This window comes from Brevundimonas sp. GW456-12-10-14-LB3 (genome assembly GCF_059424365.1).
Window position 1 is genome coordinate 1 of record NZ_JBWKZJ010000027.1, and the last position, 12,248, is coordinate 12,248.

General features: G+C 67.6%; 11 protein-coding genes. 7 read left to right on the forward strand and 4 right to left on the reverse strand.

The window, feature by feature from the left end:
- The 4 genes from AC07XS_RS11240 to AC07XS_RS11255 all read left to right on the forward strand — a co-directional run.
- The coding region (locus AC07XS_RS11240; protein WP_321208082.1) for a DNA translocase FtsK at positions 1-1,707 on the forward strand (1,707 nt) is incomplete at its 5' end.
- Between the two features lie 187 nt (positions 1,708-1,894).
- Positions 1,895-2,593, forward strand: a complete 699-nt coding sequence (locus tag AC07XS_RS11245; RefSeq protein WP_182714490.1) for an outer membrane lipoprotein carrier protein LolA — start codon at positions 1,895-1,897, stop codon at positions 2,591-2,593.
- A 256-nt stretch (positions 2,594-2,849) separates the two neighbouring features.
- Positions 2,850-3,647 carry an exodeoxyribonuclease III gene (locus tag AC07XS_RS11250; RefSeq protein ID WP_152949271.1) on the forward strand — a complete coding sequence of 266 codons (798 nt, stop codon included), beginning with the start codon at positions 2,850-2,852 and terminating at the stop codon, positions 3,645-3,647.
- A 132-nt stretch (positions 3,648-3,779) separates the two neighbouring features.
- Positions 3,780-6,497 carry a TonB-dependent receptor gene (locus AC07XS_RS11255; RefSeq protein WP_182714491.1) on the forward strand — a complete coding sequence of 906 codons (2,718 nt, stop codon included), beginning with the start codon at positions 3,780-3,782 and terminating at the stop codon, positions 6,495-6,497.
- Between the two features lie 87 nt (positions 6,498-6,584).
- Here AC07XS_RS11255 and yczR read toward each other — a convergent pair whose 3' ends face one another.
- The gene (yczR, locus tag AC07XS_RS11260) at positions 6,585-8,069 is read right to left on the reverse strand and encodes a MocR-like transcription factor YczR (RefSeq protein WP_182714492.1); all 1,485 of its coding nucleotides are present in this window, start codon (positions 8,067-8,069) and stop codon (positions 6,585-6,587) included.
- Positions 8,070-8,129: 60 nt separating this feature from the next.
- Between yczR and yczE the strand changes: the two genes are divergently transcribed.
- The gene (gene yczE, locus AC07XS_RS11265; protein WP_182714493.1) at positions 8,130-8,765 is read left to right on the forward strand and encodes a membrane protein YczE; all 636 of its coding nucleotides are present in this window, start codon (positions 8,130-8,132) and stop codon (positions 8,763-8,765) included.
- A 21-nt stretch (positions 8,766-8,786) separates the two neighbouring features.
- Here the strand turns inward: yczE and AC07XS_RS11270 are convergent, their stop codons facing one another.
- Together AC07XS_RS11270 and AC07XS_RS11275 are read right to left on the reverse strand one after the other, a co-directional pair.
- Positions 8,787-9,473 (reverse strand): response regulator transcription factor, encoded by a 687-nt coding sequence (locus AC07XS_RS11270; RefSeq protein ID WP_054764424.1) that lies wholly within the window; start codon positions 9,471-9,473, stop codon positions 8,787-8,789.
- A 62-nt stretch (positions 9,474-9,535) separates the two neighbouring features.
- Positions 9,536-10,276, reverse strand: a complete 741-nt coding sequence (locus AC07XS_RS11275; protein WP_182714494.1) for a YggS family pyridoxal phosphate-dependent enzyme — start codon at positions 10,274-10,276, stop codon at positions 9,536-9,538.
- Here AC07XS_RS11275 and AC07XS_RS11280 point away from each other — a divergent pair.
- Positions 10,275-10,931 (forward strand): thiamine phosphate synthase, encoded by a 657-nt coding sequence (locus AC07XS_RS11280; protein ID WP_182714495.1) that lies wholly within the window; start codon positions 10,275-10,277, stop codon positions 10,929-10,931. The two genes, AC07XS_RS11275 and AC07XS_RS11280, sit on opposite strands and share 2 nt — an antisense overlap.
- Here AC07XS_RS11280 and AC07XS_RS11285 read toward each other — a convergent pair.
- A complete protein-coding gene (locus AC07XS_RS11285) occupies positions 10,921-11,313 on the reverse strand; it encodes an NtrZ family periplasmic regulatory protein (RefSeq protein ID WP_182714496.1) in 393 nt (130 codons plus the stop codon). The genes AC07XS_RS11280 and AC07XS_RS11285 overlap by 11 nt on opposite strands.
- 358 nt (positions 11,314-11,671) lie before the next feature.
- Here AC07XS_RS11285 and AC07XS_RS11290 point away from each other — a divergent pair, with 358 nt between their 5' ends.
- Entirely contained in the window at positions 11,672-12,124 is a 453-nt protein-coding gene (locus tag AC07XS_RS11290) for a DUF3576 domain-containing protein (protein WP_152949264.1), read from the forward strand.
- Positions 12,125-12,248 lie beyond the last annotated feature (124 nt).

The following is a 12,248-nucleotide window of genomic DNA, read 5'->3' on the forward strand; positions in this document are numbered from 1 at the left end:
GCCCCGGACGCCGCCGTCGCGCCGGATCAGGACGCCGACGGTCCCCAGACGGCCTATGACGACCTGCCGCCCTGGGAGGACGAACCCGCCCCCGCCGCCCGCGCCGCGCCGCGAGCGGTCGAACCCCGCGTCGCCGCGGTCAAGGCGCCCAAGCCGCGCAAGGAAGACGTCGACCAGCAGGCCTTCGTCTTCGACCGTCCCGAAGGCGCCTTCGACCTGCCGCCGCTGGGCATCCTCACCAAGCCGGCCCAGCGCGTCGGTTCGGTGGACGAGGAATCCCTGAAGCAGAACGCCAAGATGCTGGAAGGCGTGCTGCAAGAATTCGGCGTGCGCGGCGTGATCGACCAGATCCGCCCCGGCCCCGTGGTCACCCTGTACGAGCTGGTCCCCGCCCCCGGCGTGAAACACGGCCGCGTGGTCGCCCTGGCCGACGACATCGCCCGCTCCATGTCCGCCCGCGCCTGCCGCATCTCGGTGGTCCAGGGCAGGAACGCCATCGGCATCGAACTGCCCAACGCCAAGCGCGAGACCGTCTATCTGCGCGACCTTCTGTCCAGCGCCGAATACGACAAGAAGGGCCACCTGCTGCCTCTGGCGCTCGGCGAGACCATCGGTGGCGAGCCCTATGTCGCCGACCTGGCCCGCATGCCCCACCTCTTGATCGCCGGCACCACCGGCTCGGGCAAGTCGGTCGGGGTCAACGCCATGATCCTGTCGATCCTGTATCGGCACAGCCCGGCCGAGTGTCGCTTCATCATGATCGACCCCAAGATGCTGGAGCTGTCGGTCTATGACGGCATCCCGCACCTGCTGGCCCCCGTCGTCACCGATCCGAAGAAGGCCGTCGTCGCCCTGAAATGGACGGTGCGCGAGATGGAGGACCGCTATCGCCGCATGTCCAAACTGGGCGTGCGCAATGTCGCCAGCTACAACGAGCGCGCCCGCGAGGCCCAGGCCAAGGGCGAGCATTTCGAGCGCACGGTCCAGACCGGCTTCGATGAGCAGGGCCGCCCCGTCTACGAATCCGAGAAGATCCGTCCCGAGCCCATGCCCTATCTGGTGGTGGTCATGGACGAGATGGCCGACCTGATGCTGGTCGCCGGCAAGGATGTGGAAGGCGCCGTCCAGCGTCTGGCCCAGATGGCCCGCGCCGCCGGCATCCACCTGATCATGGCGACCCAGCGCCCGTCGGTCGACGTCATCACCGGCACCATCAAGGCCAACTTCCCGACCCGGATCTCCTTCCAGGTCACCTCCAAGATCGACAGCCGCACCATACTTGGCGAACAGGGCGGCGAACAGCTGCTGGGCCAGGGCGACATGCTCTATATGGCCGGCGGCGGCCGCATCACCCGCCTGCACGGCCCCTTCGTCGACGACAAGGAGGTCGAGGACGTCTGCAAACACCTGAAGGCCCAGGCCGAGCCCGACTACCTCGACCTGATCACCGACGAACCGGACGGCGACGGGGACGGCGGCTTCGACGAGGGCGGGAACGGAGGCTCCGGTGACGATCTCTACGACCGGGCCGTGGCCGTGGTCACCCGCGATCGCAAGGCCTCGACCTCCTATGTCCAGCGCCGGCTGCAGATCGGCTACAACCGCGCCGCCTCCCTGATCGAGCGCATGGAGCAGGAGGGCGTGGTCAGCCCCGCCAACCACGCCGGCAAGCGCGACGTCCTGGCCGGCCCGCCGCCGATGGTGTGAGCCAAGCCGAGGAACGGCTGCGCCTTCGAGCCGTTGTCTGACCCGCCGTCGCATCCAAGCTTCAGCATTTCGATGAACAGGGCTTCATCGGAGCGCCGGAATATGGTCAGGCTCGCGTCATTCCGACGCCAAGCCGATCGGGCAAGACGGCGGCATCGCTGACCATCCCGAACGGGAGACTGACTTCATGACCACCACCGCCGTCGCCGAGAGCCTCGCCGCCCCGATCGACGCCGCCGTCGATTCCCAACGCCGCGCCCTGCTGCTGGGCGCCGGACTTGTGACGGGCTTGGCCGCCCTGGGGATGTTCGACGCGGCCCAGGCCCAATCCAATCTATCGGCCGAGGATCGGGCGGTGGTTCAACGGGCCCAGACCTATCTCCAAGGCCTGACCTCGGCCCAGGGCACGTTCGTCGAGACGGGTCCGGGCGGACAGCGCCGCGAGGGCCGGTTCTATCTACAGCGCCCCGGCAAGATGCGGTTCGAATACACCAGTCCGGCCGGTCTGCTGGTCGTGTCGGACGGCTACAACGTCAAACGCTATGATCCGCGGCTGAACAATTTCCAGCAGGTGCCGCTGGGACGGACGCCCCTTTCGACCTTCCTTGCGCGCAATGTGCGGCTGGACCAGGGCGTCCGGATCGACCGCGTCACGCGGATGCAGTCCGGCGCCTTCGCCATCACCGCCCGCGACGCCAATCGGCCCAACGACGGCCAGGTGGTTCTGGCCTTCGCCGGTGATCCGATCCGCCTGCACGAATGGACCATTTCCGACGCCCAGGGATCGCGGACCCGCACTCAGCTGACCTCGCTTCAGCCTGCCTCCGGCTTGGCGGCCAGCCTGTTCCAACTGCGAGACCCTACCCGCCGACCCGGTCGGAACTAGCGCCTGTAAGAGCGGAAGTCGCGAATCACCGGTATCCGTCCGTTGCCGGAGAATCACGGCCAAGCGAGAAATGTGACAATTTGACCTTTTCCTTCGGTCGTGACATCTAGAACACAGAGCGGCGGCGGCCGCTCTACCGCCCGGATGCATCCCCCTCCCCGGCGGCGAGAGAGACGAAACTGGATCGGCCCGGCCCGCAGAGGCCGGGCCTTTTTTCTGGGTGGTTCTTCCGGAGCGCGGCCTGTTAAAGCGAAGCATGACCCTTCGCCTCGCCACCTGGAACATCAACTCCGTCCGCCTGCGCATCGATCAGGTCGCCCGGTTCGTCGCCGAACGGGCTCCCGACGTTCTGATGCTGCAAGAGATCAAATGCACGACGGATCAGTTCCCGCGCGCCGCCTTCGAAGAGATGGGCCTGCCTCATATGCGTGTCGCCGGCCAGAAGGGTTGGCACGGGGTGGCGATCGCCAGCCGCCTGCCGCTTGAGGACAGCGAGACCTTCCAGGTCTGCAAACTGGGCCACGCCCGTTGCGTCTCGGCCCGGGTCGCCGGGATCGACGTTCAGAACTTCTACATTCCCGCCGGCGGCGACGTGCCCGACCGGACGCTGAACCCCAAGTTCGATCACAAGCTCGACTTCTACGAACAGCTGACCGAGATCGTCGCCCGACAGGATCGGTCTCGCCCCCTGGTCATGGCCGGCGATTTCAACATCGCACCGGGCGAGGGCGACGTGTGGAACCACCGCTACATGTCCAAGATCGTCAGCCACACGCCGATCGAGGTGGAGGTGCTGAACCGACTTCAGGCCACAGGCGGCTTCGCCGACGTGCTGCGCGACCGTTTCCCCGAACCGCAGAAGCTGGCCAGCTGGTGGAGTTATCGAGCCGCCGACTTCCGCAAGTCGAACCGCGGCCTTCGCCTGGATCATATCTGGACCTCGCCCGGCCTGACCCCGGCCGTCATCAAGGACACGGCCCGGATTCATGATGACGTCCGCGAGTGGGACCGGCCGTCCGACCATGCGCCGGTGACGGTCGATTTGTCCGTCTGACCCCGACAACTGTCCCACAAGCGTCGCACAAGCTTAGCCTTTCAGGCGCATAGCTTTAGGCAGCCTGTCATTGACCCGCACTAAGGAGCCCGCGCCGCCCATGGGGGCGCGGCCTCATTAATCGGATTTCCAATGACCATTTCAGGTTCGTCCACTCGGCGCGCCCTTCTCGGCGTTTCCTGCAGCCTCGCCGCGCTCTGCGCCGGCGGTTCGGCCTGGGCCCAGTCCGAGACCGCTACCGGCCCAGCCACCTTGCAAGAGATCGTCGTGACCGGCGCCCGGCGCGCCCAGACGGTTCTGGTCGAGGAACGCCAGGCGACCGGCGTCGTGGACGCCGTCGCCGTCGGCGACGTCAGCCTGAACCCCCAAACCACCATCGCCGACCTGGCCAAGCGCCTGCCCGGCGTGTCGGTCAGTCAGGACCAGGGCCGCAACCAGTCGGCCACCGGCGAAGCCCAATACGTCGCCATCCGCGGCTTCGACACCAGCTTCAACGCCTATACGCTGGACGGCCTGCGCCTGCCCCAGACGGCCGGCGGCCGCTCGATCTCGCTGAACCTGTTCAGCCCCTTCGCCATCCAGACCATCGGCATCGAAAAGACGCCGGATGCGACGCTCGACGCCGACGCCATCGCCGGTATCGTCAATCTGGTCACGCCGACCGCCTTCGACTTCGGTGACCAGATGCTGCGCCTGCGCGCCGTCGGCCAGATGGCCGAACTGGCCCAGGATCGCGGTCAGGACAGCCTGGGCGGCGCAGTCGGCGTGGACATGGCGCGTCGCTTCGCCGACGGTCGCCTGGGCGTCTATGCTTCCGCCTATTACGAGCAGAAGGACAGCGCCGCCGAAAGCGTCGCTGTTCAGAACGACTACAAGACTTCCAGGGCCAATGTCGGCTCGGCCCGCGAGAATGAGAACGCCCTGTCGGCGGACGGTCTTCAGTGGAACTTCTTCAACTCCACGGTGGAACGCTACGGCGCCACGGCCTCTCTGGACTATCGCACCCAGCCCTTGGACCTGTTCGCCCGGGTCAACTATGCGACCTACACCAACACCAATACGATGAACCAGACGGGGCTTCGCAGCGAGCGGACCTCGGGCCAGACCAATCCCAATCCGGGCGGCGCCAACTACAACGCCGCCGGCGACTACACGCCCTACGGCATCAATCCGGCCAACTATTTCCGCGTCGAGGACGTCGAACAGGAGCTGCTGTCGGTCCAGACGGGGGGCAAGCTGCGCTTCGGCGACTTCACCGCCTCGCTGGAAGCCGCCTATGCCGACGGCCGTCTGGACTCGCCCAATACGATCGAGGCCGCCTGGCGAGGCGTCGCCTATAACGGCGCGACGGGCAATACCGGCGCCTCGACCGAAGGGCTGAAGCTGGACCTGTCGGACCCTCGCTGGCCCATGCCGGTGCTGTCGGCCGGCGCGACCGCCTATGTCGCCAGCCAGGACCGTCCCAGCCAGATCTATGTCCAGCAGGGCTACGGCTATCTGTCGGAGGTGAAGAAGACGGTGAAGGGCGACCTGACCTGGGCCGGTTCCGGCGTGCTCGCCAGCGCCTCGGTCGGCGGCTTGTACGAGACGGCCGATCAGGACGGCCGCAGCCTGGCCCCGGACGACACCCGCTACCGTTTCCGCACGTCCTTGCAGGCTGGAACCGTGGACGGCCCGTCGATCGGCGCGACGCCCGGCCGCCTGATCACCGACTTCATGGACCACGGCACGGTGCGCCCGGTGAAGCTGGTAGATCGCCGCTTCGTCGAAAACGAACGCGATCTGTACGGCTCGACCGTGGTGGTTTCGCAAGAGAAGCTGAACCAGGGCCTGTCGGACAGCCGGGAAGACCGGACGGCCGCCTTCGCCGCCGCCACCCTGAAACTGGCCGGCGGCGCCCTGGAGATCACGCCGGGGGTCCGCTACGAGGACAACCACTTCGAAGCCCGCTTCTTCGTGAAGGACGCCGACGGCGCCCGTTTCGCGACCGCAGATCGGGATTACGACCATGTCGATCCCAGCGTCATCGCCGCCTGGCGTCCCAGCGACGCCCTGGTGGTGCGGGCGGCCGCGCGTTCCAGCTACAGCCGGCCCGCGGGCAGCCAGCTGGCGGGTCCGACCACCGTCAGCCGCGACCCCGTCACCAACGCCGTCATCAGCATCAGCCAGCCCAACCCCGATCTGAAACCGGTTGAGGGCTGGAGCTATGACCTGGGTCTGGAATGGTACGCCGTCGGCTCCAACCTGCAACTGGCCGTCTACCACAAGGATCTGGACAATATCGTCGTGCCGACCGCCCTGCGGACGGGCACGAGCAAGACCAGCGATGGCGTCATCCTGATCAAGCCGTTCAACGGCCTGGGCGGCTCCGCCACCGGGATCGAAATGGGCGGTCGTTATGTCCTGCCGGTCGACGGCTGGATGGACGGCCTGTCGCTGGGCGGGAACCTGACCTATCAGCAGACGGAGGCCGAATACCGCCTCTCCTCGACCGACATCCGCAAGAGCGACCTGCCCCAGGCGCCCGAGCTGATGTACAATCTGGAGGCCGGCTATGAGCATGGGTCGCTGCGGGCCAGCCTCTGGTACAACTACACCGGTCGTCGCCTGGACACGGTTCAGGACAGCCAGCCCGACATCTACATCCAGCCGTCCAAGGAGCTGAACCTGGGCGTCGCCCTGACCCTGGCGCCCGGACTGGAAGTGGGGGCTGCGGTCCGCAACCTGACCGACGAACCGACCCGTTGGTCGACCGTCGGGGCGGGCGAACGCTATGTCTCGCCCGACCGCAAGGGCGGCTATCTGGAAACCGGCCGGGTCTTCCAGGTCAGCGTCAACGCCACCTTCTGATCCTTCGGGCCCAGTCGATTGACGCTCAGGAGGGCGGCGGAGCAAATCCGCCGCCCTCTATCGTTTCCGGATAGGCGAACCGCGCCTTCAATAGACGGCGACGCGACGGGGCGGGGGCGCGCAAACCGGCCGTGTCTTGCGCTCCAGCGCCTCGGCCGCCTGAGCCAATCGCTCGACCGCCACGTCCAAAACAGGCTCCGACAGAGTATAGGGCAATCGCAGCCGATGTTCGAAGGCGCCGTCCACGCCGAAGCGCGGACCGGACGCCAATCTCAAGCCGCGCTCGGCCGCCTGGACCGCCAGGGCCGAGCTGATCGGCGCCGGCAGTTGCGCCCAGACGGACAGGCCGCCTGCCGGCCGGGGACAGACCCACTGCGGCAGCCGTTCCGCCAGCCGCATCCGCAAATGGTCGCGTCGCGCTCGCAGCAGAGGCCGTCGCGCCGCCAGGCCGGCGCCGCCGTCGCCCAGCAGTTCGACCGCCGCCAGCTGCTCCAGGATCGGCGCGCCCAGATCGAAACTGGCGCGGCTTTGGGCGAGCCGCTGGATCACCGCCCGGTCCGCGCGAATCCACCCGATGCGCAACCCGCCCCAGACGCTCTTGGACAGGGAGCCCAGGCGCACGACACGCGGCGCATCGACCGCCGAGGCCGTCAGGGCGGGCGGGCCGCTGAGGGTCAGCTCCACCAGGGTCTCATCCAGCACCAGCAGGGTCTCGCACCCTTTCAGCCCCGCCAGAAGCCGCAGCCGATCCGCCGCCCGCATCATCCGCCCGGTGGGATTGTGATGGTCGAGGACCAGATAGGCCAGGGGCGCGCCACTGGTCCGACAGGCGGCGATCAGACCCTCCACATCCCACCCCTCAGTCCCCGCTCCCGCCCCGGCGTCGTCCGGCAGGGCGACCGGCGTGGGACGCGCGCCGGCCGCGAGAATGGCGTCCAGCGCCTGCGGATAGGTGGGATGGTCGAAGACGACCGGCTGACCCGGCCTGACCATCAGCCGCAGCAGATGAACCAGTCCATTGTGAGCCCCGTGGGTGATCAGGATCTGGGCGGGCGAGGTCGGCAAGCCGCGCCGCCGATAGGCGGCCGCCACCGCCTCGCGCAGGGCCTCAACCCCCGAGGCCTCATAGCCGTGGCCCGGCAAACGGGTCGGCAGCCGCTCCAGAGCCCGGACATAGGCGGCGTGAACGCTGGGATCGGCCGGCAGGACGGCGGCGGTCAGGTCGAGGACCTCGTCCGCGCGGGAAGAGGTTCTGGCTTCAGTAAGGCCGCGCGAGCCGCCCGTCGGCGCCTCACCCGGCAGGCTGGTCCGCGCCGAGGCGCCGCGTCCCCCTGTAAGAAACCCGTCATCCCGCAGTCGTCCATAGGCGGCCGACACGGTCGTACGGCTCAAACCCAGCGCCTGCGCCGCTTCGCGCTCTCCCGGCAGTCGCGCCGCCAGAGGAAGCCGTCCGTCCAGGATCAAAAGTCTGACCGCTCCGGCCAACTGACGGTAGGCCGGGCCGGCGCCCGGCGCGCGCCAAGCGCCCAGGTGGCGGATCAGAGAGGCTGTACCGATAGACCGCGAGGACATGGGGCCAGAATGACAGAACTGGACCTTTTTTCCAAAGCCAGTTTAGGCGAAACGCCGCTCATGACCCGCCGCCTGATCCAACTCTTCCTGGGCCTGAGCCTTTACGGCCTGTCCATCGGCCTGATCGTCAGGGCGGATCTGGGTCTCGACCCTTGGGACGTCCTGAGCCAGGGCGTTTTCGAACGATTCGCCGAACCGGCCGGTCTCGGCTTCGGCATGGTGGTCAATCTGATCGGTATGGCCGTGCTGCTGCTGTGGATTCCGCTGCGCCAGAAGCCAGGAATAGGCACGATCGCCAATGTTCTGGTCATCGGCTCGGTCGCCGGCCTGGCGCTGAGATACATTCCAGCGGACCCGGTCCTACCGGTTCGGAGCCTGTTCCTGGCGACGGGGATCGTGCTGAATGGCGTGGCGAGCGGCGCCTATATCGGGGCGGGCCTGGGCCCAGGACCGCGCGACGGCCTGATGACCGGTCTGGTCGCCCGCACCGGCTGGCCGATCAAGACCGTGCGGACCGCCATCGAACTGACCGTCGTCGTCGCCGGCTGGACCCTGGGCGGCTCGGTCGGGGTCGGGACGATCCTCTACGCCCTCGCCATCGGCCCGCTGGTCCAGATCTTCCTTCCGGTATTCACGGTGGGAAAGGAGGAAGGGCGAAAAACGCTTCCTGACAGAGAACCGGCGCGCCCAGTGTAGCGGCGCCTTTTTCGGAACCCCTCAGGGCTGAAGCCGATAGCCCCCGGCGTCGGTCAGCAGAAGCCTGGCCTGGCCCGGCTCAGGCTCGATCTTCTGGCGCAGGCGATAGATGTGGGTTTCCAGGGTGTGGGTGGTGACGCCGGCGTTATAGCCCCAGACCTCGGTCAGCAGCTCCTCGCGCGACACGGGCTTGGCGCCGGCGCGGTAGAGATACTTCAGGATGTTCGTCTCTTTTTCCGTCAGCCGCACCTTCTTGCCCTTGGCGTCCATCAGGACCTTGGCGGCGGGCCGGAACTCATAGGGGCCGATGGAGAAGACGGCGTCTTCCGACTGTTCGTGGCTGCGCAGATGGGCGCGGATGCGGGCCAGCAGGACCGCGAACCGGAAGGGCTTGGTGACATAGTCGTTGGCGCCCGCGTCCAGGCCCAGAATGGCGTCGGCGTCGGCGGACTGGGCGGTCAGCATGATGACCGGGGTGGAGACCCCGTCCTTGCGCAGTAGGCGGCAGGCCTCGCGGCCGTCCATGTCGGGCAGGTCGACGTCCAGCAGGATCAGGTCTGCGCGGATCTCGCGCCCCATACGAACGCCGTCCGCGGCGGTCGAGGCCTGCTGGGTCTTGAACTCTTCGTGCAGATTCAACTGCTCGGCCAAGGCCTCGCGCAGGTCGTCGTCGTCATCGATGATCAGGATGGTTTTGGGCGTGGGCATGGACAGACAATGGCGAGGCTTGGCCCCCGCGCCAAGGCTTGGGGGTGCGAATTCACGTCGAGTTACGGCCTAGAGACTGTTTCGGATGGTTTTCGTTCCCCGAACAACGCCGTTCCCACCCGGACATGGGTGGCGCCGCAGCGGATCGCCGTCTCGTAATCGCCGCTCATCCCCATGGACAGGACCGACAGGCCATTGTCCTCGGCCAGCCGCGCCAGAAGCCGGAAATGGGGTTCAGGCGGCTCATCGGCGGGCGGAATACACATCAACCCCTCGACCGTAAGCCCATAGGTCTTCTGCGCCGTCGCGATCAGAGCCTCGGCGGCGTCGGGCAGGACGCCGGCCTTCTGCGGCTCCGCCCCCGTATTGACCTGGATCAGCAGACGCGGCGATCGGCCCCGTTTCGCCGCAGCCTCGGCAAGGGTGCGCGCCAGCTTCTCCCGGTCCAGGGTCTCGATGACGTCGAACAGGGCCACGGCGTCTTCGGCCTTGTTGGTCTGGAGCGGCCCAATCAGACGCAGCTCCAGCTCCGCCCCGCCGGGGCGGCCGTACAGGCCCTCGGCCCAACGTCCCTGGGCCTCCTGCACTCGGTTTTCGCCGAACACCCTCTGGCCCGCCGCCCTCATGGCCGCGATGGCCTCCGGCGGCTGGGTCTTGGAGACGGCGGTCAGAACGACGGTTTCGGGATCGCGCCCGACGTCCCGGCAGGCCTCTGCGATACGGGCGCGGACGACGGCCAGCCTGTCGGAGATTGCGGCGGGATCGGTGGACGGAGACGCCGAAGCGGGAGAAGAAGAGGTCATGATCCTGCCGGCCGGTTACAGCGACGATGCGCGCATGATCTGGGATGCGGCCACCGCTCTAAACCGCGCCGCCGCCGCTGTCAGCCCGGCGGCGGCGCGTCTGCCCCCGCTGCTGTTCTTCACCGACCCGGCGCGCACCCCCCGCCCCTGGGAAACGGCGGCGCGCCTGCCGCCGGGATCGGCCGTCGTCTATCGCGCCTTCGGCGCCGATCAGGCGCTCGAGATCGGCCTTCGTCTGCGCGCCGTGACGCGTGAGGCCGGGGTTGAACTTCTGGTCGGAAAGGACGCCGATCTCGCCGACGCCGTATCGGCCGACGGCCTGCATCTGCCGGAGAGAGAAGCTGATCGCGCCGCCGATGAGCGAAGACGGCGCCCGGATTGGCGGCTGACGGCGGCCTGGCACGGGGCCGAACCGCCGGCTTCAGGGGTGGAGGCCCTGATCCTGTCGCCGATCTTTCCGGCTGGGGGCGCGTCGGCGACCAAGCCGGCCCTGGGGGCGGCGGCGTTCAAAACCTTGGTCGAACGCGCCGGGGTTCCGGTTTACGCCCTGGGTGGATTGCGTCCGGACCGGGTTGCGCTGCTGACGGGATCGGGCGCCTGCGGCCTGGCGGCGGTGGAGACGATCCAGTCCGCCTTCGGCGGCGTCAGAACTTAAAGATTGTTTCCAGACGGACGCGGGGCTGGGTGCGGGCGCTGGTTTCCGGCGCTCGGGCAGGATCAGCCTCCGGCGAGGCCACAGCCGCAGCGGCGCCGACGCGCAGACGGTCGTTGAGCCGGTAATAGGCGCCGGCTTCGACGTCTCCCCAGTCCGTCTCGCGGCCCACAGGCTGGTTCAGATTGAAATCCAGGGCCCAGCGTCCGCTGTCGTTCAGACGCAGGCCGCGACGCTGCTGCGCGGGGGCGTGGCGCTGAGCCGACTGGGCTTCCGACAGAGACAGGCTCGAACTGCGTGACGCTGCGCTCTGCGCAAGCACAGGCGTGGCGGCGAGCAGAGCCGTCGCCGCAACCAGTCCAGCCGAGAAACCGCCGAAACGCATTCCAAACCCTTCGAACGCCGCCGACGGCGACGCCTTCAACCCTGCCCCGGCGCTTTGGGCCGTGAACGCCGCGATTAGACACCGGGGGCGCTTGCGGTCAACGCAACGTTGGCGCCGGGGCGGGGTTCCTCCGCATTGTTGCAGCGCGATGTGGCTCAAGCGTCACGAGATTCTGGCCAAAACCGTTGTCTCCTCGGCCGCGAGACCGCTCCCGCGACGTCTCACGGCCGAGTTCGCCTTGTCATCGCCCCTTTTGCCCGTGTTATAGAACAGCGCAACGGCGCAGACCGTCAGAGCGACGCCGCGCGCGCGTGGGGGCGAGGGCCTTCACGTCCCTGAGTTTACGGAGACTTCCTTGATGAGCCTCAACAAGGCCCTGGTTCGCGGCGTCGCTGTCGCCTTGGTCTCAGGCTTGGCCCTGAGCGCCTGCTCCAGCCTTCCTTTCGTCGGCGGCGGCAAAAAGAAGGCCAAGACCGACGTGCAGCAGGGCATCGGCGTCAACGGCTATCTTTGGCGCGCCTCGCTGGACACCCTCAGCTTCATGCCCCTGCTGACCGCCGATCCGTGGGGCGGGGTCATCAACTATGACTGGTACATCAACCCCCAGACGCCGAACGAGCGTTTCAAGGCCACCGTCTTCATCCTGGACACTCGCCTGCGCGCCGATGCGCTGAACGTGACCGTGACCAAGGAGATCAAGGGCGCCGACGGTCAGTGGACCGCCGCTCCGGTCGCCGCCCAGACCGAGGCGGACCTGGAAAACGCCATCCTGACCAAGGCGCGCCAGCTGAACCTGTCTAATGCGGGCTAAAGCAGGCTAACGCCTGCTTTAGCTTTCCCTGTAGGTTCTACCGCCCTTCGGGCTGTTTGAGCGCTTTTTTGGTGCTACCGCCCTTCGGGCTACTTGAGCACCCTTTTGCGCCTGGCGCCGCTCA

Bases quoted from the DNA above. Each gene is read 5' to 3' on its own strand.
- AC07XS_RS11245 (WP_182714490.1), top strand. From the start codon at position 1,895: ATGACCACCACCGCCGTCGCCGAGAGCCTCGCCGCCCCGATCGACGCC.
- yczE (WP_182714493.1), top strand. From the start codon at position 8,130: ATGACCCGCCGCCTGATCCAACTCTTCCTGGGCCTGAGCCTTTACGGC.
- AC07XS_RS11275 (WP_182714494.1), bottom strand. From the start codon at position 10,276: ATGACCTCTTCTTCTCCCGCTTCGGCGTCTCCGTCCACCGATCCCGCC.
- AC07XS_RS11255 (WP_182714491.1), top strand. From the start codon at position 3,780: ATGACCATTTCAGGTTCGTCCACTCGGCGCGCCCTTCTCGGCGTTTCC.
- AC07XS_RS11250 (WP_152949271.1), top strand. From the start codon at position 2,850: ATGACCCTTCGCCTCGCCACCTGGAACATCAACTCCGTCCGCCTGCGC.
- yczR (WP_182714492.1), bottom strand. From the start codon at position 8,069: ATGTCCTCGCGGTCTATCGGTACAGCCTCTCTGATCCGCCACCTGGGC.
- AC07XS_RS11280 (WP_182714495.1), top strand. From the start codon at position 10,275: ATGATCCTGCCGGCCGGTTACAGCGACGATGCGCGCATGATCTGGGAT.
- AC07XS_RS11290 (WP_152949264.1), top strand. From the start codon at position 11,672: ATGAGCCTCAACAAGGCCCTGGTTCGCGGCGTCGCTGTCGCCTTGGTC.
- AC07XS_RS11285 (WP_182714496.1), bottom strand. From the start codon at position 11,313: ATGCGTTTCGGCGGTTTCTCGGCTGGACTGGTTGCGGCGACGGCTCTG.
- AC07XS_RS11270 (WP_054764424.1), bottom strand. From the start codon at position 9,473: ATGCCCACGCCCAAAACCATCCTGATCATCGATGACGACGACGACCTG.